General features: G+C 60.8%; 21 protein-coding genes and 1 pseudogene. 15 read left to right on the top strand and 7 right to left on the bottom strand.

Annotated elements, in window-relative coordinates:
• Window positions 1–536, bottom strand: a pseudogene (locus tag V8Z78_RS13910) (GntR family transcriptional regulator); the annotation flags it as partial.
• A gap of 212 nt (window positions 537–748) precedes the next feature.
• On the opposite strand from V8Z78_RS13910, the gene V8Z78_RS13905 reads away from it, so the two are divergent.
• Complete coding sequence (locus tag V8Z78_RS13905) at window positions 749–2,101, top strand: glycerate kinase type-2 family protein (protein ID WP_114864883.1); 1,353 nt, start codon at window positions 749–751, stop codon at window positions 2,099–2,101.
• Between the two features lie 250 nt (window positions 2,102–2,351).
• On the opposite strand, the gene V8Z78_RS13900 is transcribed toward V8Z78_RS13905, so the two are convergent.
• Window positions 2,352–3,269 (bottom strand): LysR family transcriptional regulator, encoded by a 918-nt coding sequence (locus tag V8Z78_RS13900; RefSeq protein ID WP_349731557.1) that lies wholly within the window; start codon window positions 3,267–3,269, stop codon window positions 2,352–2,354.
• A 108-nt stretch (window positions 3,270–3,377) separates the two neighbouring features.
• Here V8Z78_RS13900 and gcl point away from each other — a divergent pair, with 108 nt between their 5' ends.
• The 3 genes from gcl (at window position 3,378) to glxR (ending at window position 7,118) form a co-directional block, all read left to right on the top strand.
• The gene (gene gcl, locus V8Z78_RS13895; RefSeq protein ID WP_046462664.1) at window positions 3,378–5,168 is read left to right on the top strand and encodes a glyoxylate carboligase; all 1,791 of its coding nucleotides are present in this window, start codon (window positions 3,378–3,380) and stop codon (window positions 5,166–5,168) included.
• 150 nt (window positions 5,169–5,318) lie between these two features.
• Window positions 5,319–6,122 carry a hydroxypyruvate isomerase gene (hyi, locus tag V8Z78_RS13890; RefSeq protein ID WP_003063993.1) on the top strand — a complete coding sequence of 268 codons (804 nt, stop codon included), beginning with the start codon at window positions 5,319–5,321 and terminating at the stop codon, window positions 6,120–6,122.
• A gap of 84 nt (window positions 6,123–6,206) precedes the next feature.
• Window positions 6,207–7,118, top strand: coding sequence for a 2-hydroxy-3-oxopropionate reductase (gene glxR / locus V8Z78_RS13885; protein WP_003063991.1), 912 nt, complete (start codon window positions 6,207–6,209; stop codon window positions 7,116–7,118).
• A 98-nt stretch (window positions 7,119–7,216) separates the two neighbouring features.
• Here glxR and ggt read toward each other — a convergent pair whose 3' ends face one another.
• A complete protein-coding gene (gene ggt, locus V8Z78_RS13880; protein WP_349731556.1) occupies window positions 7,217–9,046 on the bottom strand; it encodes a gamma-glutamyltransferase in 1,830 nt (609 codons plus the stop codon).
• 323 nt (window positions 9,047–9,369) lie between these two features.
• Between ggt and uraH the strand changes: the two genes are divergently transcribed.
• Window positions 9,370–9,720 (top strand): hydroxyisourate hydrolase, encoded by a 351-nt coding sequence (gene uraH / locus V8Z78_RS13875; RefSeq protein WP_003070903.1) that lies wholly within the window; start codon window positions 9,370–9,372, stop codon window positions 9,718–9,720.
• A 135-nt stretch (window positions 9,721–9,855) separates the two neighbouring features.
• Here the strand turns inward: uraH and V8Z78_RS13870 are convergent, their stop codons facing one another.
• On the bottom strand, window positions 9,856–10,245 hold the full coding sequence (locus V8Z78_RS13870) for a DoxX family protein (protein ID WP_003052449.1): 390 nt from the start codon (window positions 10,243–10,245) through the stop codon (window positions 9,856–9,858).
• 326 nt (window positions 10,246–10,571) lie between these two features.
• Between V8Z78_RS13870 and V8Z78_RS13865 the strand changes: the two genes are divergently transcribed.
• Window positions 10,572–11,156: a BPSL1445 family SYLF domain-containing lipoprotein gene (locus tag V8Z78_RS13865; RefSeq protein WP_039048395.1), complete on the top strand. Its 585-nt coding sequence runs from the start codon at window positions 10,572–10,574 to the stop codon at window positions 11,154–11,156.
• Window positions 11,157–11,240: 84 nt separating this feature from the next.
• Here V8Z78_RS13865 and V8Z78_RS13860 read toward each other — a convergent pair whose 3' ends face one another.
• Complete coding sequence (locus V8Z78_RS13860) at window positions 11,241–11,651, bottom strand: energy transducer TonB (protein ID WP_080746019.1); 411 nt, start codon at window positions 11,649–11,651, stop codon at window positions 11,241–11,243.
• 266 nt (window positions 11,652–11,917) lie between these two features.
• On the opposite strand from V8Z78_RS13860, the gene xdhC reads away from it, so the two are divergent.
• Together xdhC and V8Z78_RS13850 are read left to right on the top strand one after the other, a co-directional pair.
• Entirely contained in the window at window positions 11,918–12,748 is an 831-nt protein-coding gene (gene xdhC, locus V8Z78_RS13855) for a xanthine dehydrogenase accessory protein XdhC (protein ID WP_087866470.1), read from the top strand.
• A gap of 291 nt (window positions 12,749–13,039) precedes the next feature.
• Entirely contained in the window at window positions 13,040–14,356 is a 1,317-nt protein-coding gene (locus V8Z78_RS13850) for a urate hydroxylase PuuD (protein WP_039048392.1), read from the top strand.
• A gap of 242 nt (window positions 14,357–14,598) precedes the next feature.
• Here the strand turns inward: V8Z78_RS13850 and V8Z78_RS13845 are convergent, their stop codons facing one another.
• Window positions 14,599–15,396, bottom strand: a complete 798-nt coding sequence (locus tag V8Z78_RS13845) for an AraC family transcriptional regulator (RefSeq protein WP_034362435.1) — start codon at window positions 15,394–15,396, stop codon at window positions 14,599–14,601.
• On the opposite strand from V8Z78_RS13845, the gene V8Z78_RS13840 reads away from it, so the two are divergent.
• The gene (locus V8Z78_RS13840; RefSeq protein WP_003067131.1) at window positions 15,395–16,162 is read left to right on the top strand and encodes a pyridoxamine 5'-phosphate oxidase family protein; all 768 of its coding nucleotides are present in this window, start codon (window positions 15,395–15,397) and stop codon (window positions 16,160–16,162) included. The two genes, V8Z78_RS13845 and V8Z78_RS13840, sit on opposite strands and share 2 nt — an antisense overlap.
• Window positions 16,163–16,229: 67 nt before the next feature.
• Here V8Z78_RS13840 and V8Z78_RS13835 read toward each other — a convergent pair whose 3' ends face one another.
• Window positions 16,230–16,871: a TetR/AcrR family transcriptional regulator gene (locus tag V8Z78_RS13835; protein WP_057093164.1), complete on the bottom strand. Its 642-nt coding sequence runs from the start codon at window positions 16,869–16,871 to the stop codon at window positions 16,230–16,232.
• A 243-nt stretch (window positions 16,872–17,114) separates the two neighbouring features.
• Here V8Z78_RS13835 and V8Z78_RS13830 point away from each other — a divergent pair, with 243 nt between their 5' ends.
• Genes V8Z78_RS13830 through V8Z78_RS13805 form a run of 6 tightly spaced genes read left to right on the top strand, consistent with a single transcriptional unit; the run spans window position 17,115 to window position 24,180 of the window.
• Entirely contained in the window at window positions 17,115–18,809 is a 1,695-nt protein-coding gene (locus V8Z78_RS13830; protein WP_502878849.1) for an ABC transporter ATP-binding protein, read from the top strand.
• On the top strand, window positions 18,803–20,572 hold the full coding sequence (locus V8Z78_RS13825; RefSeq protein WP_349731554.1) for an ABC transporter ATP-binding protein: 1,770 nt from the start codon (window positions 18,803–18,805) through the stop codon (window positions 20,570–20,572). Before V8Z78_RS13830 ends, V8Z78_RS13825 begins: the two co-directional genes overlap by 7 nt.
• On the top strand, window positions 20,572–21,513 hold the full coding sequence (locus tag V8Z78_RS13820) for an ABC transporter permease (RefSeq protein WP_003067138.1): 942 nt from the start codon (window positions 20,572–20,574) through the stop codon (window positions 21,511–21,513). The genes V8Z78_RS13825 and V8Z78_RS13820 overlap by 1 nt, the downstream gene beginning before the upstream one ends.
• Window positions 21,513–22,469, top strand: coding sequence for an iron chelate uptake ABC transporter family permease subunit (locus tag V8Z78_RS13815; protein ID WP_003067139.1), 957 nt, complete (start codon window positions 21,513–21,515; stop codon window positions 22,467–22,469). The genes V8Z78_RS13820 and V8Z78_RS13815 overlap by 1 nt, the downstream gene beginning before the upstream one ends.
• Window positions 22,466–23,242, top strand: coding sequence for an iron ABC transporter ATP-binding protein (locus tag V8Z78_RS13810; protein ID WP_034362439.1), 777 nt, complete (start codon window positions 22,466–22,468; stop codon window positions 23,240–23,242). The genes V8Z78_RS13815 and V8Z78_RS13810 overlap by 4 nt, the downstream gene beginning before the upstream one ends.
• Entirely contained in the window at window positions 23,239–24,180 is a 942-nt protein-coding gene (locus V8Z78_RS13805) for a siderophore ABC transporter substrate-binding protein (protein ID WP_003067141.1), read from the top strand. Before V8Z78_RS13810 ends, V8Z78_RS13805 begins: the two co-directional genes overlap by 4 nt.
• Window positions 24,181–24,205 lie beyond the last annotated feature (25 nt).

Raw genomic sequence — 24,205 nt, 5'->3', positions numbered from 1 at the left:
CACGATGTCGGCATGTTCTTCGTGCGAATGCTCGGCCGCCGATGCAGACTGGTACATCAGGGTGATCAATGCGCAGCGGGAAATCAGCTCGCCCAGCAGCTGAGCCAGCACCTCGTTGCCCATGAGCTCGGCCATGCGCACGTGGAAGTCGCCCAGCAGCTCGGTGCGCTGGCCCACGTCATTGGCTTCCATGGCCTTCTTCTCGGCAGCCACATGCTGCTTGAGGGCGCGAATCTTGGCGGCGCTGCTTTGTTTGACAAAGCTGCGCACCATCTCGGCCTCGAGCATGCGGCGCACGGCAAACACCTGACGTGCCTCGTCCACCGAAGGCGTGGCCACAAAGGCGCCGCGGGCGGCTCGAGCCGGATGAGACGGTTTTGCGAAAGCTGGAACAGGGCCTGGCGCACCAGAGTGCGGGAAACTCCAAAGTGGTCGGCCAGCTTTTGCTCGGCCAGCTTGGTGCCGGGCATCAGGCGATGCTCGACGATGGCCTTGGTCAGGCTTTCGACAATGAAACTGGTGGTGGAAGTTTCCATAAATCCATCATAGCGGTTGAAGACAAGTTTTGTATACAGTTTCTGTTCACCAAACATGGTGTTTGTATCGATGTTCAGGCGCAGAAAGCTGTGCGCAAGCGCGCAAACCCAATGGGAGCAAGGGCTTGCAACATTGGTATTGCAAAGATCAGCAGTGTTGTGACTGGGGGCCCTCTGTCAGGGAAAAAAGCCCGAATGCACAATGCGCAGCTATGCAAGCACAGAATACATCCTCGCGCGCGCAGGCCGCGGCAACGCCTGTTCCCCAGCAAGACCCGGCTGGCTTTCTGCGTCATCTGTATGACGTGGCGGTGCGCAATGCCCTGCCCATCGAGGGTCTGGCGCGTCATCTGCCCAAGCCGCCCAAGGGCCGCACGCTGGTGCTGGGCGCCGGCAAGGCCGGTGGCTCCATGGCGCAGGCGCTGGAAGCTCTGTGGCCGCAGGATGCGCCACTGTCGGGCCTGGTGGTGACGCGCTATGCACATATTCCCCCACGCCCCGAAGGGCTGGCCCAGCGCCTGGAGGTGGTGGAAGCCGCCCACCCCGTGCCGGACGCGGCCGGTCTGGCTGCGGCCGAGCGCATCCTGGCGCTGACCGAGGGTCTGACGGCCGACGATCTGGTGATCTGCCTCATCTCCGGCGGCGGCTCCTCCCTGCTGACGCTTCCCGCCGAAGGCATCGACCTGGCCGAGAAGCAGCGCATCAACAAGGCGCTGCTGGAGAGCGGCGCGGCGATTGGCGAGATGAACTGCGTGCGCAAGCACCTCTCGCGCATCAAGGGCGGTCGTCTGGCAGCCGCCTGCCATCCCGCCAAGGTGGTGACGCTGACCATCAGCGATGTGCCCGGCGACGATCCTTCGGTGATCGCCAGCGGACCGACGGTGCCGGACGCGTCGACCTGTGCCGACGCACTGGCCATCCTGGATCGCTACCAGATCGGCATTCCCGAGTCCGTGCGCGCTGCGCTGCAAGCCGGCGAGCTGGAGACGCCCAAGCCCGGCGATGCCCGCTTCGAAGGCCATGAGGTGCATCTGATTGCAACGCCCCAGCAGTCGCTGGAAGCGGCGGCGGCCGCCGCACGCGCGGCCGGCATTGCCGTGCATGTGCTGTCCGACGAGATGGAGGGCGAGTCGCGCGAGGTGGGCAAGGTCCATGCGGCGCTGGCGCGTGCCGTGGCCAGGCATGACCAGCCTTTTGCCAGGCCCTGCGTGATTCTCTCGGGGGGCGAAACCACGGTGACCATCCGCCCGCGCCAACCCGGTGCCGCCAAGGGGCGCGGCGGCCGTGCCGGCGAGTTCTGCCTGGGTCTGGCCCAGGCCTTGCAGGGTCAGGAAAAGGTCTGGGCGCTGGCCGCCGATACCGACGGCATCGACGGTGTCGAGGACAACGCGGGAGCTCGTGTCTCGCCCTGCACGCTCAGGCGCGCGGCAGAGCTGAGCCTGCGCATCAGCGATCACCTGGACCGCAACGATGCCTATGGCTACTTTGAAGCGCTGGGCGACCTGGTCATAACCGGCCCCACCCACACCAATGTGAACGACTTCCGCGCAATTCTGATTCTTTGAAACCATCAAATTGAATAGCTGCTTGCGCAGGCTATTCAAAGGTTTCAAATAGAAAAATATCTGCAGCTACCGCTCATAAAGCGGTAGATGCTATTTTTTATATAGCTGCAGTGTAAAACTGGCGCTACCCATCCCAGTGCTCCGAGCAAGAGCCGCCTCGCGGCGAAGGAGCAGTCCCCCTCCGTTAGCGCGCAGCGCGTACAGAGAGGGGAAGGCGGGGCCGCCTAGGCGCGAAGCGCCTCAGGGGGAGCTAGCCCCCTCTTGGCAGATCCTCCCACCAGGCATCGTCGAATTTGCCCTGCAGAAAGGCTATGAAGGACTGCACCTTCTGCGGCACCAGACGCGGCGAGGGGTAGACGGCGTGGATCTCCTGCTCAGGCAAGCGGCAGGTCTTGAGCACTTCCACCACGCGGCCGTCCTTGAGCGAGTCCTGGGCCACGTAGCGCGGCAGGGCCGCAATGCCCATGTGTGAGCGGGCTGCGGCCAGCAGGGCCGAGAGATTGTTGGAGCGCAGCCGCCCGGTGACGGGAATCGACACCGGCTCGCCGCTGGCATTGCGCAGGCGCCAGATATCGTTGCCCTGCACGCTGCTGTAGATCAGCGTGGAATGCTCCTTGAGGTCCGAGGGGCGGCGCGGCGTGCCGTGCTTGCGCAGATAGGTGTTGGAGGCCACCAGCACCCAGGGGTTGATGCCCAGCATGCGCGCGCCCAGCGAGGAGTCGGCCAGCTTGCCCAGGCGCAGCGCCACGTCGATGCCGTTGGCCACCAGATCGGTGTAGCGGTCCTCGAAGCTCAGATCGACCTGCACCTGCGGGTTGTGCTTCATGAAATCCATGGCCAGCGGAATGAGTACCCGGCGTCCGAAGGCCACCGAGCTGCCGATGCGCAGCTGACCCTGGACCTGGGTCTGGCGTACCTTGACCACGTTCTCCGCCTCGGCCACGTCGCTGACGATGATCTTGCACTTTTCGTAGTACAGCGCGCCGGCTTCGGTCAGGCTCACGCCGCGTGTGTTGCGGTTGAGTAGGCGCACCTTGAGGCGAGCCTCCATGGCCGCGACCTGCTTGGTGACGGTGGGCTGGGTGGTGGCGAATTCCTGGGCGACCTTGGTGAAACTGCCGGTCTCCACCACGCGCACAAACATATGCATCGCATCGAGTCTGTCCATGGGTTCATCTCCTATTTATTCTTGGGTGGAATAAATTTTATGGTCTGCAAGCGGCTTCCGGCAAGCAAGGGTCTTGACTAAAGTTCATTTCAGTTTGAAGGAGACCTCATGGCCAAAATGAAAGCAATCGAAGCCGCAGTCCGCGTGCTCGAAAAAGAAGGTGTTAGCGTTGCATTCGGCGTTCCCGGTGCCGCCATCAATCCGCTGTACGCAGCGCTGAAGGACCACGGTGGCATCGGCCACATTCTGGCCCGTCACGTCGAAGGCGCCAGCCACATGGCCGAAGGCTACACCCGTGCGGTGGCCGGCAATATCGGCGTCTGCATCGGCACCAGCGGCCCTGCCGGCACCGACATGATCACCGGTCTGTACTCGGCCAGCGCCGACTCCATTCCAATCTTGTGCATTACCGGTCAGGCACCTCGCTCGCGTCTGCACAAGGAAGACTTCCAGGCCGTGGACATCGCCTCCATCGCCAAGCCCGTGACCAAGTGGGCCACCACTGTGCTGGAACCTGCCCAGGTGCCACGTGCCTTCCAGCAGGCTTTCCACCTGATGCGTTCCGGCCGCCCCGGCCCCGTGCTGATCGATCTGCCCATCGATGTGCAGCTGGCCGAGATCGAGTTCGATATCGACACCTACGAGCCCCTGCCTGCCTACAAGCCAGCCGCTTCGCGCAAACAGGCCGAGAAGGCCATCGAGATGCTCAACGAATCCGAGCGTCCCCTGCTGGTTTCCGGTGGCGGTGTGATCAACGCCGACGCCTCCGAGCTGATGGTCGAGCTGGCCGAGATCCTGAACGTGCCCGTGATCCCCACCCTGATGGGCTGGGGCACCATCCCCGACGATCACCCCCTGATGGTCGGCATGTGCGGTCTGCAGACCAGCCACCGCTACGGCAACGCCAACATGCTGGCTTCGGACTTCGTGTTCGGCATCGGCAACCGCTGGGCCAACCGCCACACCGGCTCGGTCGAGGTCTACACCAAGGGCCGCAAGTTCATCCACGTGGACATCGAGCCCACGCAGATCGGCCGCGTGTTCGCGCCCGACTACGGCATCGTCTCCGACGCCAAGGCGGCTCTGGAGCAATTCGTTGCCGTCGCCAAGGAGTGGAAGGCTGCCGGCAAGCTCAAGTGCCGCAAGACCTGGGTGGCCGAGTGCCAGGGTCGCAAGAACAGCGTCGAGTACCTGCGCAAGACCAACTTCGACAACGTGCCGATGAAGCCCCAGCGCGTCTACCAGTGCATGAACCGCACCCTGGACCGCGACACCACCTATGTGTCCACCATCGGTCTGTCGCAGATCGCCGGTGCCCAGTTCCTGCACGTGTACAAGCCCCGCAACTGGATCAACTGCGGCCAGGCCGGTCCTCTGGGCTGGACCACTCCCGCCGCCCTGGGCGTGCGCGTGGCCGACCCCCAGCGCAAGATCGTGGCCCTGTCCGGCGACTACGATTTCCAGTTCATGATCGAAGAGCTGGCCGTGGGCGCGCAGTTCAAGCTGCCCTATGTTCACGTGCTGGTGAACAACAGCTATCTGGGTCTGATCCGTCAGGCACAGCGCGCTTTCTCGATCGACTATTGCGTGCAATTGGCGTTCGACAATATCAACATGGATGAGGGTGATGCGACCCGTGGCTACGGTGTTGACCATGTTAAGGTCGTTGAAGGCCTGGGTTGCAAGGCGATCCGCGTTCATCGCGCCGAAGACTTTGCCCCCGCCATGCAGCAGGCCGAAGCCTGGATGGCCGAGCACAAGACCCCTGTGGTGATCGAGTGCATCCTGGAGCGTGTGACCAACATCTCCATGGGCGCCGAAATCGACAACGTGGTCGAGTTCGAAGACCTGGCGACCGAAAAGGCCGACGCGCCCAGCGCACTGGCCCTGCTGGACTGATAGGAAAACTCCCCCTGAGCGGCTCCGCCGCTTCCCCCTCTCTCTGCGCGGGAGGGGGCGACGCCTTCGCTGGGGGGGGGCGCGGCCGGCTTAGGCCCTTGCTTGGCGTCTAGCGCCTGCAACTATTAACGATTACCGGAGACTTTTATCATGCCCCGTTTTGCAGCCAACCTGAGCATGTTGTTCACCGAGGTGCCTTTCCTCGAGCGTTTTGAGCGTGCCGCAAACGCAGGCTTTGAAGCCGTGGAGTTTCTCTTCCCCTACGCCCATACCGTGGAAGAGATCAAGGAGCGCCTCGACGCCACCGGCCTGAAGATTGTTCTGCACAACCTGCCCGCCGGCGACTGGGACGCGGGCGAGCGCGGCATTGCCTGCGACCCCAAGCGCGTGGATGAGTTCCGCGCCGGCGTGGCCAAGGCCGTGACCTATGCCCACGCCCTGGGTGTGCCCCAGCTCAACTGCCTGGCCGGCAAGGTTCCTGCCGGTGTTGACGCTGCCGTGGTGCGCCGCACTTTCGTGGAAAACCTGCGTTTTGCTGCCGCCGCCCTGAGCGCCGCCAACATCCGCCTGCTGATCGAGCCCATCAACCCCTTCGATATCCCCGGCTTCTACCTGAACCGCACGGACGATGCCCTGTCCATCCTGGACGAAGTGGGTGCGCCCAACGCCTTTGTGCAGTACGACATCTACCACGCCCAGCGCGTGGAAGGCGAGCTGGCTGCCACCATGCAAAAGCAGCTGGGCCGCATCGGTCACATCCAGCTGGCCGACAACCCCGGTCGCAACGAACCCGGCACCGGCGAGATCAACTACCCCTTCCTGTTCGCACACCTGGATCGCATCGGCTACGACGGCTGGATCGGTTGCGAATACAAGCCCGCCAACGGCACCGAGTCCGGCCTGGGCTGGCTGCAGAAGATCGGCGGCTGGAACAAGGTCGCAGTGGCTGCCTGAATGGATGAAAAGGCCTGTGGCGCCTGCTCGCAAAGCGCCATCGGCCATCGAATTTGAGTATCAAGAAAACTGAGGAGTACAACCATGAACGCATCGTCTCTCAAGCTGGGCTTTATCGGTCTGGGCATCATGGGCGCGCCCATGTGCGGCCACCTGATTGCGGCCGGCCACCAGCTGTTCGTCAACACCGTGGGCAAGGTGCCTGCCAACATCGCAGAAACCAGCGCCACCCAGTGCACCACTGCTCGCGGTGTGGCCGAGCGTGCCGACATCATCTTCATCATGGTGCCCGACACTCCCGACGTGGAGAAGGTGCTGTTCGGTGAAGACGGCGTGGCAGCCGGTCTGAAGGGCAGCTCCGGCAAGATCGTGGTCGACATGTCCTCCATCTCGCCCGTGGCCACCAAGGACTTCGCCAAGCGCATCGAAGCCGCTGGTGCCCAGTATCTGGACGCTCCCGTCTCCGGCGGCGAAGTCGGCGCCAAGAACGGCACCCTGTCCATCATGGTCGGCGGCCCCGATGCAGCCTTCGAGCGCGTCAAGCCCCTGTTCGACAAGATGGGCAAGAACATCACCCTGGTGGGCGGCAACGGCGACGGCCAGACCGCCAAGGTGGCCAACCAGATCATCGTGGCGCTGAACATCGAAGCCGTGGCCGAAGCCCTGCTGTTTGCATCGCGCGCCGGTGCCGATCCAGCACGTGTGCGTGAAGCCCTGCTGGGCGGTTTTGCCTCTTCCAAGATCCTGGAAGTGCATGCCGAACGCATGATCAAGCGCACCTTCGACCCTGGCTTCCGCATTGCCCTGCACCAGAAGGACCTGAACCTGGCCCTGTCCAGCGCTCGTCAGCTGGGCGTGTCCCTGCCCAACACCGCTCAGGCACAAGAGCTGTTCAACAGCTGCGTGGCCCACGGCGGCGCTGCCTGGGATCACTCGGGCATGGTGCGTGCCCTGGAAATCCAGGCCAACTTCGAAATCGGTCAGAAGGCTGAATAAAGAGAGGTGGGGAGGGCGGCCACTGGCCACGCGTACGGCCAGCAGCCGCCTCAAGTGAAAGCCGCGCTCGGGGGAGCGCGGCTTTTTTTTGTTCAGCGTCAGTACCCCATGGTCTTTCCGTCGGGGTTGCGCGGATCCGAAGCGCCGCGCAGCAGGCCGTCTCGGATCTCGATGGTCTGAGTGCGGCCCATGGATGCCTTCAGTGCCACCTTGTGGCCCCATTGCCTGAGCAGGGCCAGCGTATCGGGGCTGAAGCCTTTTTCAACGCGCAACTCGTCTGGCGTCCACTGGTGATGAAAGCGCGGCGTGGCCGCAGCCTCGGCCGGGTTCATGCCGAAGTCGATGTGATTGACGACCTGCTGCAGCACCGTGGTGATGATGCGCGCTCCTCCCGGGCTGCCGGTGACGAGAACCGGCTTGCCGTCCTTGAGTACCAGGGTCGGTGTCATGGATGACAGCGGCCGCTTGCCGGCCTGCACGGCATTCGCGTCGCCGCCCACCAGACCATAGGCATTGGCCACGCCGGGCTTGGCCGAGAAGTCATCCATCTCGTTGTTGAGCAAAATCCCCGTGCCCCTGGCGACGATGCCGCTGCCGAAATTGGTGTTCAGCGTGTAGGTCACGGCCACCGCGTTGCCGGCCTTGTCCACCACGGAGTAATGGGTGGTCTGGTCGCTTTCATAAGGCTGGGGCCTGCCGGGCCGGATGTCCTTGCCGGGCCTGGCCTGCTGGGGTTTGATGCTTGCGGCCAGCTCGCTGGCATAGCTCTTGGAGATCAGCCCCTTGAGCGGAATCTTCACGAAGTCCGGGTCGCCCAGATACTCGGAGCGGTCGGCATAGGCGAGCTTCATGGCCTCGGTCATGTAGTGCACGCTTTGCGCGCTGTCGGCACCCCATTGATTCATGGGCCAGCGCTCCATCATGTTCAGGATCTGAATCAGGTGCGCGCCGCCCGAAGAGGGCGGAGGCATGGTCACGATCTGGTAGCCGCGATAGCTGCCGCGCACGGGCTCGCGCTCGGCCACCTTGTAGTCGCGCAGGTCTTGCAGGCTAAGGGCATTGGCGTGCGGCGCCATCTCCGCCACGATCTTCTGCGCGATCGCGCCCTCGTAGAAGGCCTTGGCACCTTGCTGGCTGATCAGGCGCAGGGACTGCGCCAGATCCTTTTGCACCAGCCTCTCGCCGCTTTGCAGCGGAGCGCCGTTCCTCCAGAAAACGGCCTGGGTGGCGGGCCAGCGGCCCATATTCTTTTTTTCCTGCTCCAGGGTCTTGGCCAGGGTGACGCTGACGGGATAGCCCTTGTCCGCCAGCGCAATCGCGGGAGCCATGACCCTGGCCAGCGGCATGCTGCCCCAGCGCGAGAGCGCGTGCGTCATGCCGGCCACGGTGCCGGGCACGCCTACGGCGTAATGGGTGTAGAGCGATTTGCCGTCGATGACCTTGCCGGCGGCATCCAGATACATATTGCGTGACGCGCCCCTGGGTGCCACTTCGCGGAAGTCCAGTGCAATGTCCTTGCCGCTCCGCGCGTCGTGCACCATCATGAAGCCGCCGCCGCCGATATTGCCGGCATTGGGCAAGGCCACGGCCAGCGCAAAGCCTACGGCCACGGCGGCATCGACGGCATTGCCGCCCGCCTTGAGAATATCCACGCCGATCTGCGTGGCCAGCTCCTGCTCCGAGGCCACCATGCCGTTCTTGGCGATGACGGGGTGAAAGACATCCAGCTCGAAGTCATAGGCAGCAGCGGCTGCTTGGGCGGCGGCGGTCTGGGTGACGGCAGGCGCTGCAGCCTGAGCGGTGGCATCGTGACCGATGGCCGCGCGTTCGTTGCGGGCGGGCTCTAGCGTGGCCGTGCTGCTGCAGGCGCTCAGGCCGGCCAGAGCGATGAGCAGGCTGGCTGCCAGGGCGGTGGTGCGCAATTGCATGCGTTGTCTCCTGTTCGCTTGATGAATCGGGCCAGTGTATAGAGGCTGAAAAGAAGCCAACCGGGCAGTGCTGGCTATGTGCCTGAAAGTCAAGGCAGAAAAGCCTTTGATGGAGTACAGAAACTGTATACACTTTAGCGATCAAAGCGCTGCGCTCACGCGCGCGCAGGCTTTGTGATGGCATAGATGTTTCAGGGCTTACGCAAACAGGAATGCAACAACGGCCTGCCTTCTGAGGGGTAGGCCTGCCTGAACCCGTTTTGCGTAAGTCGTGTGTTTGATACAACCAAGGGCAGTGGCAAACTGCCTGTGAGGAGATTTCCATGGGCCTGAGCACCCACGTTCTCGACACCATGAATGGCTGCCCCGCCGCAGGCATGGCTGTCGAGCTGTTTTCCACTGAAGGCGACAAGGCCACGCTGATCAAGAGCCTGGTGCTCAATCATGACGGCCGCACCGATGCGCCGCTGTTCGACAACAACACGCTCAAGGTCGGCACCTACCGCCTGACCTTTGACGTTGCGGCCTACTTCAAGGCCCGTGGCGTGCAACTGCCCGAGCCCAGCTTTCTGAACAAGGTGAGCCTGGACTTCGGCGTGGCCAATGTGGAGCAGCACTACCACGTGCCTTTGCTGGTCAGCCCCTGGAGCTACTCCACCTATCGCGGCTCCTGAGCGGGACGTGAGTCTCTCGAAGCGGGAGACATGGCAAAAACAAGAGCGGCTTGCGCACGTCATTTCAAGGTTTCAGCATTAAAAGGCATTGAAACCAAGATATGACAGGCGCAAGCCGCTCTTGTTTTTAAGGACTTATTTGCCCTTGGAATAAGCCATGGCCACGACCAGGGCACTCACGAAATAAAAGGCCTGCAGCTCCAGCGCCCAGCCGCCGGTGTTGTTGAGCATCAGAATCTGCCGGGTGTGCATCAGCGCAAATGCCACCACCATATTCACCGCAATCACCAGTGCGGCGGGTACCACCCACAGGCCCACCAGCAACAGCAAGGGCGCGACCACTTCGCCCAGATAGACGGCATAGGCGAGAAATCCCGGTGCACCCAGACTCTCGATCTTCGCCTCTATGCTGCCTATGCCATAACGAATCTTGGCCCAGCCGTGCAGCAGCATGAGCAGGGCCAGGGTGACACGCAGCACAACCAGAGCTGCCTTGGGGTGGTGAAAGTAATTCCAGAACTTCATGAATTTCCTGTCGTCCGCGCGATGCTTATATCAACAATGCTAGCGCCTGTTTCAGACAATTCGTCTGATTGCCTATGGATGAGGCCAAGTGTTGTCTTGTGTTCATGTTGTAGGTCTTTTTCGACAACTGCTCTTGCCTTCTGTAGGCCAATGGCGCAAGCTGTAACCGCTGAGTTTTATCGGCAACGCTGCGCACTAGCATCGTGCCAACCCTGTTTCTGACAGCTTTGCATCGGGGGGATGTGCAAAAGCGACCCAATGTCGGACTGCAGGACCTTCTACCTCTGAAATGTGTCTACACATTCATCCCATGAAAGGATATAGGTATGCGTCAAATTTCTCTGCGTTCTGTTGCGATGGCTGCTGCACTGGCTGCCGGTGCCTTGACCATGACGGCCTGCACCACGACCAAGCCTGACACGGCATCGGCTCCCCGTGCCGATTCCACAACGGTCAATACCCGTGCCAATGCAGCTCTGGAGCGCCTGTACCAGACAGCACCAGGATCCAAGGAAATGGTGCAACGCGCCAAGGGTGTGCTGATCTTCCCGTCGGTGATTGGCGGCAGCTTTGTGGTCGGGGTGGAGCATGGCCGCGGCGTGCTGCGCGTGGGCGGTCACAACCGTGGCTTCTACAGCACGACAGCGGCCTCTATCGGATGGCAAGCTGGTGGTCAGTCCAAGGCTGTGATCTATGTGTTCAACACACAGGAAGCACTGGACAAGTTCCTCAAGAGCGACGGCTGGTCCGTGGGGGCTGATGCCACCGTGGCAGCAGGCAAGATCGGTGCCAATGGCAGCGTGGACACCACGACCGCCCAGGCTCCGGTCACCAGCTATGTGCTGACCAACGCGGGCCTGGAGGCCGGCGTATCGCTGCAGGGCACGAAGATCACCAAGGTGGTCGAATAAGCCTCGCCTGGCTTGTTGCAACAAAAAACCGGCCTTGGCCGGTTTTTTATTGTCCGATGCAGCGGGCTGCATCGCTGTGCACTTTTACTGGCCCAGCTGACCTTCGGTCAAGGTGTCGAGCTGGAAGCGTCCCGACTTGTCCCACAGCCAGGTGTCGGTATAGGTCACGCTGCGACCCGGGGCCGGGAAGGGGGCGGCGGAGCGCACGGCTCGCTCGATCTCGGCCACCACTTCGGGGGCATGACCTGGCTTGCGCATCCAGTGCAGGTTTTTCACGCGGCCCTGGCCGTCGAGCTGAACCTGCAGCACGCCGATCGCATACAGCATAGGCGGCAGCATGCCCTGGTAGATGCGGCCGGAGTTGCGTTCATACAGATGCTGGGCAGCCTGCTTGCGATAGCCGGGGCTGGCCTTGTCGGCAGGCGTTGTGCCGATGGATGGGCTTTGAGGTGCGATCTGACAGGCGGTCAGCACCGCTGCAACGGCAGCCATCATCCCGGTCCGCAGCCAGTTCAGGGGGCGGCGGGCTGTTGTGGCGCGGGTGGGGTCGTGGGTTTCAGACATGACGTCGAGCGTAGCCGCAAATGGATGGAGGCAGCGGCCTGGGGGGCACAATTCTGACGCCTCCTCGTGAAAAATCTGCAACGACTCGTCAAAACCGGTCCGGATATGCATCCGATTAATGTGCTCATACGCTTGTCTGTCTATTGCGACTCGCAAAATGCATGAACATCGGTCATCAAAGCAATCGGCGTTCAGTCATGTGGAGCGAAACACAGCAAGGAATCTTGAACCGTCTGGCGCAGCAGCCGCTGTGCTGGGTGCAGGTACAGGCCACTCGTGGCTCCGTGCCCCGCGAGGAGGGGGCCTGGATGGCGGTGTTCGCCGATGAGGTGATGGGGACGATCGGCGGCGGTCATCTGGAATGGCAGGCCATTGCCCAGGCGCGCCAGCTGCTGGCGCAGTGGGACGCAGACCCCGCAGCCTTGCGCGAGCATGTCCAGCGGTATGCGCTTGGCCCCAGTCTGGGGCAATGTTGCGGCGGTGCGCTGGAGCTGCACTTTGCATGGTTTGACGCCCGCGATGCTCAACGTCTGCGGGCCTTGATGCCCGAGCCGTCGCAATGTGTGGCCTTGTTCGGCGCGGGCCATGTGGGGCATGCGCTGGTGCGCATTTTGCGCAGCTTGCCGTACCGCGTGGTCTGGGTGGACAGCCGTGATGCAGTCTTTCCCGTGGAGGAGCAGATAGGGGTGCAGTGCGAGCATTCCGATCCGGTGCAGGCCGCGGTGGCAGAGTTGCCGCCGCAGTCGCAGGTGCTCATCATGAGCTTCAGCCATGCCGAAGACCTGGAGGTGGTGGCGCAATGCCTGCTGCGCCAGCGCGAGCGAGGAGATCTGCCTTTTGTGGGGTTGATTGGCAGCAAGACCAAATGGGCCAGTTTCAGCAGCCGCTTGCGCAAGCGAGGGTTCAGCGATGCAGAGTTGGCTCACATCACCTGCCCGATCGGCGTGCCTGGCATTACCGGCAAGGAGCCCGAGGTGATCGCCGTGGCGGTGGCGGCACAGCTTCTGCAGCGCTTGTCTGCGAGCTGATGGTGCAATGAATGCCCTGATCTGGTGCGTGTGGCCGCAAACATGCTGTTACCTGCCCTAAAAATCAGGCCCGATCCTTGCATATCGCTCTTGTGTTAGGGAAATCTCTAGGGTGGTTTATCCCTGATTCGAGAGTTGCGGCAGCAAAAATTGCATACACTTTCGGTCGACAGAATGGTCGCAGCGGTGCCCCGTGTGTAACGTCCGGGAGCGCGGCCTTTTCTTCTGCTCAGAGCGCCCGCAGTGGTGAGCAGGTTGTTCGGCAGCCCCACGCTGCCAAGGTTGAGAGCTATGGAAAGCTACATTCTCGACTGGGCCGGCCTGCTGTTGCGGTGGCTCCACGTCATTACCGCGATCGCCTGGGTCGGTTCCTCCTTCTACTTTGTGTTCCTGGACAGCAGCTTGACGCCGCCCGTGGATGACGACCTGAAGAAGCAGGGCGTTAACGGCGAACTCTGGGCTGTGCACGGTGGCGGTTTCTACCACCCCGTCAAGTTCAATGTGTCTCCTCCCAAGATGCCGGATCACCTGCACTGGTTCTACTGGGAAAGCTACACCACGTGGCTGTCCGGTTTTGCCCTGCTGACGGTCTCCTACCTCTGGAACGCCAACATCTACCTGGTCACTCCCGGCGACCCCAATGCCATGAGCACCGGCGCTGCCGTGGCTTCGGCTCTGGGCTTCCTGGTGGTCTTCTGGCTGCTGTATGACTTCATCTGCCGCACTTTCGGCCAGAAGAAGAATGGCGACGCCACCGTCGGTGCCATGGTTCTGGTTCTGGTGTGTATCGCAGCCTACCTGGCCTGCCACATCTTCCCCGGCCAGGCAGCCTTCTTGCTGATGGGCGCGATGATCGCGACGTCCATGAGCGCCAACGTGTTCTTCTGGATCATCCCTGGTCAGCGCAAGGTGGTGGCTTCGCTCAAGGCTGGTGAGCCTGTGGACCCACGTCACGGCCAACGTGCCAAGCAGCGCAGCGTGCACAACACCTATTTCACGTTGCCCGTGCTGTTCGCCATGCTGTCCAATCACTATGGCTGGCTGTACAGCCACAAGCTGAACTGGCTGGTGCTGATCGGCATGATGTTTGCCGGCGCTGCCATTCGCCAGTTCTTCGTGATGCGCCACGGCTACAAGCTGGGTCGTAACAGCCACCCCTGGCCTTACGCTGCTGTCGGCGTAGCTGCTCTGCTGGCTGTGTTCGTCTGGCTCAAGCCTGCACCTGTGGCAGCAACTGCTCCGGTAGCGGCTGCTCCAGCGGCACCCGCAGCTGGGCAGGCTGCAACTCCCGCTGCCCCTGCAGCTGAAGTCGCAACTCCTGCAGCCGAAGCCGCGTCACCTGCTGCTGCTCCCGCAGCCGCTGGCGGAGAAGGCTTTGCCAAGGTCAATGCGATCTTCCAGCAGCACTGCGTGGTGTGCCACGGCACGGCCATCCAGCAAAAGGCTGTCCGTCTGGACTCCCCCGAAGCGGTGAAATCGCACGCCCAGCAGATCTACCAACAGGTGGTGCAGCTGAAGAAGATGCCTTTTGGCAACCCTGCGGCTCTGTCGGATGACGAACGCAACCTGATCAAGACCTGGTACGAGTCCGGCGCTGCCGTGAACTGACCATCAGCTATTCGGGGCAATTGAAGTCGTAGGCAGCGATCTGGTATCCATGCGGCTTTCTGTGGAGCTAGGTTGCGTCAGCAAAGCCTAGACTCCTTCTCCTCGTAAAAAAGCGCTCCTTGTGAGCGCTTTTTTTTATTGAGATTCAACACTCAAGCTTCGGCGATGCGGTGTTGAACAAGACGACTGCAGCAAATGAAAGTGTGAAGTCTGCCTTGGCCTGAGGACTCAACTGATCCCTGCTAAACGGCTTTCAAGCGTGATCGATAACATGCCGGCGTTTCACCGAAGGTCCGGCGAAACAGGCTGATGTAAGCGCTGATACTGGCATAGCCGAGATCCAGTGCAATGGCTGTAATGCTTATGCCTTCGGCAAGCATCTCAAGTGATCGCAATAGGCGTACGCGCTGGCGCCAGGCAGTGAAGTTAAAGCCTGTCTCGCTGACAAACCTGCGACTGAGAGTGCGCGAGCTGATGGCTCCGAAACTTGCCCAGTCATCGATGTTGCGCTCGTCGGCTGGATTGGCTATCAAAGCTTTGGCGATACGCTGCAGACGCGCATCTGCTGGTATGGGCAGGCCAAACTCCTCAACCGGCAGGCTTCTGATCTCGTCCAGAACCACAGCGCATATATGTGACTGTGCTTGACTCGATTGATCGGAGGCTTGCGACATGGAGCTGGCAATACGCAGCACCGCTTCGCGCAGCAGGCCCGATACCCGGATGATGCAGGGCTGTGCCGGCAAATTGGCGCATGCGGCTTCTGCCACATAGGCGCTCCAGCCATGGTAGGGGCCGAAGGAGCGCCCCGCGTGAGCATGATGGGGAGGAAGCCAAACGGCATGTATGGCCGGCACCACCCAGAGACCGCCATCGACCTGCACCGAGATCAAGCCTTTGATTGAACCAAACAATTGACCGCGTGCATGCTGATGCATCTCGGAAGAGAGTTCACTCTCCAGCATCCGAGTGGCCGCTACAACACTGGGCCCGTCAGGGGAGTCCATATAGGAGCCCAACAGATGCATGAGATCAGGCATGGCGGATTTGAGTTATCTAATGGCCGATAAATTCTACAGCCGCCATATCACCTGGGCCTACGCTTGCAACTTTCCTCAAACACAGGAGTTTCACGTGCCTTCATCAAAAGACTCGGCAGATCAAGGATTGCACAAGAGCAGTCGGTCAGATGCGGTTGATCTGAATCGGCTGTACGCGCGCCCAACGGAGCGAATTCAAAAAGCGGTTCTCGATCATTTGATGGATTTCCACAAGGCGTATTTGGCAAAAGCGACGTTTTTCTGTCTTGCCACGGGAGATGGGAATGGCTTGGATGCATCGCCACGCGGAGGTCCTCCCGGTTTCGTACGGGTACTGGATGCACGCACCTTGGTTTTTGCGGACTGGCCCGGCAACAATCGCATTGCCTCCTTGCGCAATCTTCAGGATGACGACCGGTTGGCGATGCTGTTTCTCTTCCCTGGTCTGGAAACCTTTTTGCGAATCAATGGACGCGGTCGAGTTTCATCCGATGGTGACTTGATGCAAGAGTTGCGAGAAGGGGTCAAGCTGCCAAAAACTGCAATAGTGATTCGGATCGATGAAGTGCTGTTCCACTGTGGACGAGCCATCAATCGCGCCCGGTTGTGGCGCGACGAGAGTCATCTGGACCCCAATCATCTGCCTACAGTCGGAGACGTGATGGCTGGCCTGGCCCAATTGCAGGGTGACGCTCAATTCACATCAGAGCAGATCGTTCACGCAAATGAGCGCTACTCAAGTGCCGTAAGAACCGAGCTTTACTGAGCGCTCACAGCTTCGCTCTATTTCTGCCCATCTCTGCCGCATGCCCTGCGGTTTCGCAGGACTCGAATTACTTGTTGATGCGAGCGCCGATCTTGGGGTCTGGCCTGCTTTCGAGTAGCCCCAGGGCTCCTGCTATCAAGGCTTGAGTTCCCTCAATCAGTTCTGCCTCCATTTCTGCCTCTTGCAGTTGCCAGTCCGCTTCCTCAATCGGCTCCAGACGGGCTGCGGAATACACCGTGTCGGCCGCAGAGATGCAAAAGAAGGTCACGGTGGAGAGCAGCCAGCGTGATTGTTCCTTGGTGATGCCGTAGGCCTGTGCAATATGGGCCTGATGGGCGCTGATCTTCTCCAGCATGGCCGGTGTGGCCGCCAGGCGGCGAATCACGAAGGGCGTGACGCCGGGGTGCGCTTTTACGAACTGTCGTGTGGACGCAGTGAACCCCATAAGGTATTCCTCCAGCCCAATCTGCTGAGGGCTTGTTGCCTGCGGCAACTCCCAGCGCTTGAAGATTTCCTCTGCAATCAGGTGTTTGAGTGCTTCCAGGCTTGGCACATGCTTGTAGAGCGCCATGTGGCTGACGCCCAGTGCAGCGGCAACGCCGACGAACGTAATGCCAGGAAGGCCGATGGAAATTCCGGCGTCTGCAATTTTCTCTCTGGTGATGGAGCGTGGTCTCCCACGAGTCGAGGGCTTGGGTGTGTGGGGCATACGCTGGTTCTCAGTCTCAGGGCGAGATTGTCGGTGATTCACATCACTTGTCGTAGACCTATTGCTTGAATTGTTTTGAATTAGTTTATCATCATGCAACTAATTCTCGTAAAGCTTCTCGTTCGCATCCTTGTGAGAGATAGCCTTCTTCCATATCGAATGTCTACCTCTGAATCGCTTGCAGTTGCTGCCAGACCCGCGCAGCCGATCGCCCGGATATTCGCGCCTGTTCGCGGGCGCTTGATGCTTGCTGGTTTGAGCGCTGCGGTTGGCACCATGTTCACGCTGGTGCCACTGGCGGTCATCGCGCATATCGTCAAGCAAGCCTTGCTCGATGACTTGGGGGGCATATGGGGCAGCATCGCTGTCGGAGTGCTGTGCATGTTCGTGGGCATGGGTTTGGTGATCGTCGCCGAGCTGATCGCGCACCTGGCAGACAACCGCCTCACTTACGATCTGCGCATTGCTGTAATCAAGCGGCTGTCGCAAGTGCCTTTGGGCTGGTTTACTGCCCGCGCCTCAGGGGAGGTCAAGCAGGCACTGCAGGACGATATCGCGACGCTGCACAGTCTGACTGCGCATTTCTATACCGCCGTGGGGCGTGCGGCCGGGGCGATCGTGATTGCAGTGATTTATCTGTTTGTGCTGGATTGGCGCATGGCGATCTTTGCGCTACTGCCATTTCCCGGATTCTCCGTTTTTCTCAAACGCGCAATGAAAGCCAGCAATGCTCACATGCAGGAGTTCGTTGCGCGACTGGGGCGGATCAACAGCGCTACGGTGGAGTTTGCGGGAGGGATTCCGGTCATCAAGGCCTTTGGTGGAGCGAGCCCGGTCCACGCAGGTTACAGAGATGCCGTGGATGGATTTGCCAGTGCCTTTACGGATTTCACCCGCCCGCTGGTGATCTCCATGGCTCGTGCGCATGCATTGATTGCGCCTGTGACCGTCCTCGGTGTGGTGCTGGCTTCTGGCGCTGCGTTTGTTGCCATGGGCTGGATGCAGCCTCTTGATGTATTGCCGTTCGCACTCGTCGCGCCCGGTATTTGTGCGCCGCTTTTGCTTTTGCATACCTTGCTGCATGACCTGCAGGGGGCAACCGGTGCGGCCCAGCGCGTGCTGGCATTGCTGGACACTCCGGTGCTGCCGCAACCGACGCCGGGGCAGCCATCGCATCCTGAAGGCAATGCCGTGCGTTTCGAGCAGGTGGGTTATGCGTATGCGGCAGGGCATCAGGTGCTGTCCGGCATCAGCTTTGACATGCAGCCCGGCACCGTCACGGCCGTGGTCGGCCCTTCGGGTTCCGGAAAATCCACGCTGGCACGTTTGCTGTTGCGGTTTTTCGATCCCGCACAAGGGCGCATCACTCTGGGTGGAGTCGATTTGCGGCAGATCACCAGCACAACCCTGTATCAACGCATTGGCTTTGTGCTGCAGGAAGTGCAGCTGATTCACGCCAGTGTGCGCGAGAACATTGCGCTGGCCCGTCCATCGGCCACTATTGAGGAAATCGAGGCCGCAGCCCGCGCAGCCCACATCCACGATCGCATTCTGGCGTTGCCGCGTGGCTACGACTCCGTGGTGGGCGAGGATGCGCAGCTCTCCGGTGGGGAACGCCAGCGCCTGAGCATTGCCCGGGCAGTGCTGCTGAATCCGCCCATTCTCGTGCTGGATGAAGCTACCGCATCTGCAGATGTGGAAAGCGAAGCCTTCATTCAGGACGCACTTTCTCGCTTTGCACGCGGGCGCACCTTGCTGGTGATTGCACACCGGCTCGACACCATCGTGCATGCGGATCGCATTCTGGTGCTGCGCGATGGAGAGATTGCCGAGCAAGGCAGACATGCGCAACTGCTGGCTGAAGACGGTCTCTATGCGCGGCTGTGGCAGCTTGGTGCTTATGCCAGCCCGATGCCAAAGAGTGAGCTGCCATGCTGAAGACCTTTTTGAAGTTGCTGGGTGATGATGCACGCCTGCTGCACCGCTACACATGGATGGCTGTTGCCTACGGTGTGCTGTGCGGTCTGACGATGGCGGCGCTGCAACCGTTGCTGACGCATTGGTTGCAAGGTGACTGGCGTGCAGCCATGGGCTGGCTATGCGTGCTGCTGCTGGGTGTGCTGCTGTCATGGATTGCCAGACGTGTCGTGGAGCAGGCGGGCATCCGTGTCGGCGTGGCGGTTCTGCAAAGCGGACGCCATCGCCTGGGCCTTCATATGGCGAGCCTGCCCATCGGCTGGTATACGCCGAAAAATACCGCGCGCATCGGCCATGTGGTGACGCAGGGGATGATGGGCATTGCGCAATTGCCAGCGCATGTTTTCACTCCACTCATCAGTGGTGCGGCCACGGCCGTGATCGTGTTGGTGGCACTTCTGGTTGTGAGTCCGGTCCTGGGGCTCACTGCGCTGATTGCGCTGCCATTGCTTGCAGGGTCGTTCGCATTGACTTCGTCGATGTCGGCGCGCGCCAATGCCGCTTTCCAGCGCGACTTTGCCCAAGCCAGTCAGCGTGTGGTGGAGTTCGCGCAGGCCCAATCCGTGCTGCGTGCGTTCAGCGGCGATGGCCGCAGTACACGCTTTCTGGAGCAGGCCATCACCGAGCAACGTCAATCCGGACTGCGGCTGGTGGTGTTGTCATCGCTGTCCTCCGTATTCTGTGTATGGACCGTGCAGCTGATCTTTGCCGTGCTGTTGGTGGTCGCGATATCCGGTTTGAACGCAGCATCCGGTGGCTCCTTGTCCACAGCGCAAATCATTGCCTTGACGGTTGCGTTATTGCTTGTGGTGCGTTTTATCGAGCCCTTGCAGGAAATCGCCGGCTACGCAGAAGTGCTTAGGAGTGCAGGCTCGCAGCTGCAAGCAGTACAGGAGCTATTTGCCGTGCAGCCGCTGCCGCAACCGAAGCAGGCAACACTTGTTGGCGATTCTTCCGTGGAGTTGCGTGATGTGCGGTTTCAATATCCAGGGTCTGCAGATGAAGTGCTGCACGGTGTGAGCTTGCATGTGCTGCCGCGCAGCATGACGGCGCTGATAGGTGCATCTGGTTCCGGCAAGTCCACGGTGATGCGACTGATCGCCCGTTTCTTCGATGCCACGCAGGGCGAGGTCTTGATCGCAGGCGTGGATGTCCGTGACATTGGCGATGCGCAACTGGCCGGGCAAATCAGCCAGATCTTTCAGGATAGCTATCTGCTTTGCGGCAGCATTGCCGACAACATCCGCATTGGCAAATCGGACGCCAGCGATGCGCAAGTTCTGCAAGCTGCGCATCAGGCCGGGCTTGATGAAGTCCTTGCGCGACTGCCAGACGGGGTGCTGACGATGGTGGGCGAAAACGGCGCACGTCTTTCCGGAGGCGAACGCCAGCGCATAGCGATTGCCCGGGCCTTGATCAAGGAGTCCCCCATCCTGCTGGTGGATGAAGCCACTGCTGCGCTGGACGCAGAGAACCAGTCCATCATCGCTCAAACACTTGCACGGCTGAAGGGGCAGCGCACGCTCATCGTGATCGCACACCAGCTCTCCACCATTGCCATGGCCGATCAGATTGTGGTGCTGGAAGGCGGCGGTGTGGTAGAGAGCGGATCACCTGCGCAGTTGAAGGCAAGGCAGGGGCGCTATGCCCAGTTGCTTGCGCAGAGCCGCGCTGCCAAAGGCTGGCGGATGGACGCCGTGCAGATGTCCGGGGATGCCGTGTGATGCGCAAGCGTTGGTTGCTGGTGTTTGCTGTGCTGTGCGTGGTGTCCGTGCTGCTGGGGGCGCGACAGATGGTGTGGTCGGATCTGCTTTCATTCTCCGGCGATGCCTGGCTCACCCTGACTGCAAGCCGTTTGCCGCGTTTGGCGGCGCTGGTGCTTACGGGGGCGGGTCTGTCGGTGTGCGGCGTGATCCTGCAGCACATCGTGCGCAACAAGTTTGTGGAGCCGGGCACCACAGGGGGGCTGGATGCGGCCAAGCTCGGTATCTTGGTGGCGCTTACCGTGATGCCTGCTGCGGGAACCCTGAGCCGGATGCTGTTTGCGCTGGTGTTCTGCCTGATGGCAAGTCTGCTGTTCATAGCCGTGATCCGACGCATCCAGTTTCGCAATCTGGTGCTGGTGCCCGTCGTCGGTCTGATGTACGGCAGCGTGCTCACCTCGATTGCCGAGTTCTATGCATACAGCCACAACATCCTGCAAAGCATGCAGGGCTGGTTGCTGGGCGACTTTTCCCGCGTGGTGCAAGGCCATTACGAGATTCTCTACCTCATTTTTCCGGTGGTGATGCTGGCCTATTTGTATGCGCACCGCTTCACTGTGCTGGGTATGGGCGAAGACATCGCCACGAGTCTGGGCCTGGGTTATGCAGCCACGGCCATCATCGGCTTGGTGCTGGTGGCATTGACGATTTCTGCCACGGTGATTGCCGTGGGGGCGATTCCTTTTGTGGGCCTTGTTGTGCCCCAGCTGGTTGCCATGCGCTGTGGTGAGAACTTGCGACGCACATTGCCACTGGTGGCTTTGGGAGGTGCATCCCTGCTGCTGGCCTGCGACATTGCAGGCCGCCTGATGATGTACCCGTTCGAGGTGCCTATCGGCCTTACTGCCGGTGCGGTGGGCGGTGTGATGTTCCTGGCGCTGATTGTGCGGGGGCTTCGCTGATGCGCATGTCGTTGACCAAGACCTGCTGGTTCGCAGCGCTGTCGATTGCACTCCTGGCGCTTGCTTTTGTGCTGCTGGGCTCCGGACTGGATACGGATTATGTGATCCCCAAGCGCCTTGTACGCCTTGCGTCGATTGTCATTGGCGGGATCTGCGTGGCTGTGTCGGCCATAGTGTTTCAGGCACTGGTGAACAACCGCATTCTGACGCCCTCCATCATGGGTTACGAGGCCGTGTATCTGCTGTGGCAAGCCATGCTGCTGTTGCTGCTGGGTACACATGGCTTGAGCATGCTTGGCGTACACGGGAATTTCCTCGTCTCCGTGCTGCTGATGCTGACCTATTCATGGGCACTGCAATGGTGGCTGTTGCGCCGCGGCCGCAATGATGTCTATGTGCTGCTGCTGCTCGGTCTGGTGCTGACCATGGTGATCGGCACGTTCACCCAGTTTGTGCAGCTGCGCATCAGCCCCGGCGAGTTTGCAGTGTTTCAGGGCGTGAGCTACACATCCTTCAATCGTGCCAAGCCGCAGACTTTGCTCTATGCCGCCATTGCGGTAGCGCTCGCCTGTGCCGTGGTCCGCAAGACGCTGGCGGTGCTGGATGTGCTGGCCCTGGGGCGTGAGCAGGCCATTTCTCTGGGCGTGCCGCATGGCCGGTATTTGCAGCTCTACCTGGCGCTGATCGCCATTTTGGTGGCGCTGTCCACCAGCCTTGTGGGACCCACGGCCTTCATGGGCATCTTTGTGGCCAACATCGTCTACGCCCTGGTGCCGTATGCACGCCACCGCGTCACGCTGCCGCTGGGGTGTGCGGTTGCCATTGCCATTTTTCTTGCCGCTCAACTGCTGGTTGAGCATGTTTTCAACTACAAGACCACCGTCAGCATTCTGGTGAATCTGGTGTGCGGTGTGTATTTCCTGGCACTGATTGTGCGCAAGCGGGGTGCAGCATGATGGGGGTCCACCATCTTTCCAAACAATATGGCGGCGGGGCGGTGTTGTCAGACGTGAGCGTGGAGTTTCCTGCCCAGCGCGTCACATCGCTGATCGGACCCAATGGTGCGGGCAAGTCCACGCTGCTCATGCTGATGGCGCGCTTGCTGGAGCCCAGCAGCGGTGCGATTCAGTGGCAGGCACGTGACGTCAGCCGAATTCCCGTTGCCGAATACGCACGGCATGTTGCCACGCTGCGTCAGGCCCCCGGCTTCAATATGCGCCTGACGGTGGAAGAGCTGGTCGCTTTTGGACGTTTCCCGCATAGCCGTGGCGCGCTGACTGTTCACGACCGCCAAGCCATGGATGAGGCAATCGCCTTTCTGTCTTTGGAGCCGCTGCGTCACGCTTTCATCGATGAGATCAGTGGCGGTCAGCGGCAGATGGCATTTCTCGCAATGACGATTGCGCAGCAGACAGATGTGCTGCTGCTTGACGAGCCACTCAACAACCTCGACATGAGGCATGCCGTACAGATCATGCGCGCACTGCGTCGCCTCTGCGACGAGCAGGGCCGCACCGTGATTCTGGTGATTCACGACATCAACTTTGCGGTCAATTACTCGGACCACATAGTCGCGCTCAAGAACGGAGCACTGCGCTTTCACGGCCCGGCCCAGGACGTGGTGACCGAGACGCGCATGGCCGATCTGTACGAGCTGGATTTCGAGATCACGCGCAACCAGCGTGGCTGTTTCTGCAATTACTTCACATCCAGGGAAGATCACTCATGAATTCGTTGCGCAGGCAACTCCTGCTCTCTGTTGCCGGCGTGGCGGCTTTGTCCTTCGCGCCCGGCATGGCTCACGCCTATGAGCCTGTTTCCATCCGTCACAAACTGGGCACCACGCTCATCAAGCGTCTGCCGCAGCGTGTGGCGGCGCTGGAGATGAACGAGGTGGACTTCCTCGATCAGCTTGGCGTGCCCGTTGCGGGAATGGTGAAGGACTACGTTCCCCATTTCCTCGCCAAGTACAAGGGCGACGCCAAGGTGCAGGATCTCGGCGCCATCGTACAGCCCAATCTGGAGCGTGTGCACGCGCTGAGGCCGGATCTCATCCTGATGACATCGCTGCAGGCCGGCAAATACGAGGAGCTGGCTGAAATTGCCCCCGCCTTGTACTACGAGGTGGACTTCAAGAACAGCGAGAAGGGACATATCGAAGTCGTCAAGAACCATCTGCTGACCCTGGGCCGCATATTCAACAGGGAAGGGCTTGCCAGCGCCAAGGCTGCAGAGCTGGATGCACAGGTTCAACAGGTGCGGCGCATCACGCAAGGTCGGCCGGAGCGGGCCATGATCGTGTTGCACAACAACGGAGCTTTCAGCTCCTTCGGTCTGCAATCGCGTTACGGCTTCGTATTCAGCGCGCTGGGCGTGAAGCCTGCAAGCTCTGCGCTGGAAACCAGTCTGCATGGGCAACCCATCTCCAGCGAATTCATCCAGCAGGCGGATCCGGAGATCCTTTATGTGGTGGATCGCACTGCGGTGATGGAGCGCCGCCCCGTCATCAATGCCGATGGCATTGCCAATCCCTTGCTGCGCCAGACCAAGGCCTGGAAGAACGGGCGCGTGGTGTTTGTCGATGCAGATGCCTGGTACACCACGGGTGCCAGCCCAAGCTCACTGAAGCTGTTGTTTAGCGATGTGCTCAAGGGCTATTCGCGCTGATTGCTTCTTTATTTGTCGTAGCCAG

Origin of the sequence: Comamonas sp. wu1-DMT (genome assembly GCF_040187805.1) — a bacterium.
GTDB classification, from domain to species: domain Bacteria; phylum Pseudomonadota; class Gammaproteobacteria; order Burkholderiales; family Burkholderiaceae_C; genus Comamonas; species Comamonas thiooxydans.
This window is presented reverse-complemented; position numbering and strand designations above follow the sequence as displayed.

Bases quoted from the DNA above. Each gene is read 5' to 3' on its own strand.
- V8Z78_RS13805 (WP_003067141.1), top strand. From the start codon at position 23,239: ATGAATTCGTTGCGCAGGCAACTCCTGCTCTCTGTTGCCGGCGTGGCG.
- xdhC (WP_087866470.1), top strand. From the start codon at position 11,918: ATGTGGAGCGAAACACAGCAAGGAATCTTGAACCGTCTGGCGCAGCAG.
- V8Z78_RS13850 (WP_039048392.1), top strand. From the start codon at position 13,040: ATGGAAAGCTACATTCTCGACTGGGCCGGCCTGCTGTTGCGGTGGCTC.
- V8Z78_RS13830 (WP_502878849.1), top strand. From the start codon at position 17,115: ATGCTTGCTGGTTTGAGCGCTGCGGTTGGCACCATGTTCACGCTGGTG.
- V8Z78_RS13905 (WP_114864883.1), top strand. From the start codon at position 749: ATGCAAGCACAGAATACATCCTCGCGCGCGCAGGCCGCGGCAACGCCT.
- V8Z78_RS13820 (WP_003067138.1), top strand. From the start codon at position 20,572: ATGCGCAAGCGTTGGTTGCTGGTGTTTGCTGTGCTGTGCGTGGTGTCC.
- V8Z78_RS13835 (WP_057093164.1), bottom strand. From the start codon at position 16,871: ATGCCCCACACACCCAAGCCCTCGACTCGTGGGAGACCACGCTCCATC.
- V8Z78_RS13860 (WP_080746019.1), bottom strand. From the start codon at position 11,651: ATGATGGCTGCCGTTGCAGCGGTGCTGACCGCCTGTCAGATCGCACCT.
- glxR (WP_003063991.1), top strand. From the start codon at position 6,207: ATGAACGCATCGTCTCTCAAGCTGGGCTTTATCGGTCTGGGCATCATG.
- V8Z78_RS13815 (WP_003067139.1), top strand. From the start codon at position 21,513: ATGCGCATGTCGTTGACCAAGACCTGCTGGTTCGCAGCGCTGTCGATT.
- uraH (WP_003070903.1), top strand. From the start codon at position 9,370: ATGGGCCTGAGCACCCACGTTCTCGACACCATGAATGGCTGCCCCGCC.
- V8Z78_RS13865 (WP_039048395.1), top strand. From the start codon at position 10,572: ATGCGTCAAATTTCTCTGCGTTCTGTTGCGATGGCTGCTGCACTGGCT.
- V8Z78_RS13845 (WP_034362435.1), bottom strand. From the start codon at position 15,396: ATGCCTGATCTCATGCATCTGTTGGGCTCCTATATGGACTCCCCTGAC.
- V8Z78_RS13825 (WP_349731554.1), top strand. From the start codon at position 18,803: ATGCTGAAGACCTTTTTGAAGTTGCTGGGTGATGATGCACGCCTGCTG.
- V8Z78_RS13810 (WP_034362439.1), top strand. From the start codon at position 22,466: ATGATGGGGGTCCACCATCTTTCCAAACAATATGGCGGCGGGGCGGTG.
- ggt (WP_349731556.1), bottom strand. From the start codon at position 9,046: ATGCAATTGCGCACCACCGCCCTGGCAGCCAGCCTGCTCATCGCTCTG.
- V8Z78_RS13870 (WP_003052449.1), bottom strand. From the start codon at position 10,245: ATGAAGTTCTGGAATTACTTTCACCACCCCAAGGCAGCTCTGGTTGTG.
- hyi (WP_003063993.1), top strand. From the start codon at position 5,319: ATGCCCCGTTTTGCAGCCAACCTGAGCATGTTGTTCACCGAGGTGCCT.
- V8Z78_RS13840 (WP_003067131.1), top strand. From the start codon at position 15,395: ATGGCGGATTTGAGTTATCTAATGGCCGATAAATTCTACAGCCGCCAT.
- gcl (WP_046462664.1), top strand. From the start codon at position 3,378: ATGGCCAAAATGAAAGCAATCGAAGCCGCAGTCCGCGTGCTCGAAAAA.
- V8Z78_RS13900 (WP_349731557.1), bottom strand. From the start codon at position 3,269: ATGGACAGACTCGATGCGATGCATATGTTTGTGCGCGTGGTGGAGACC.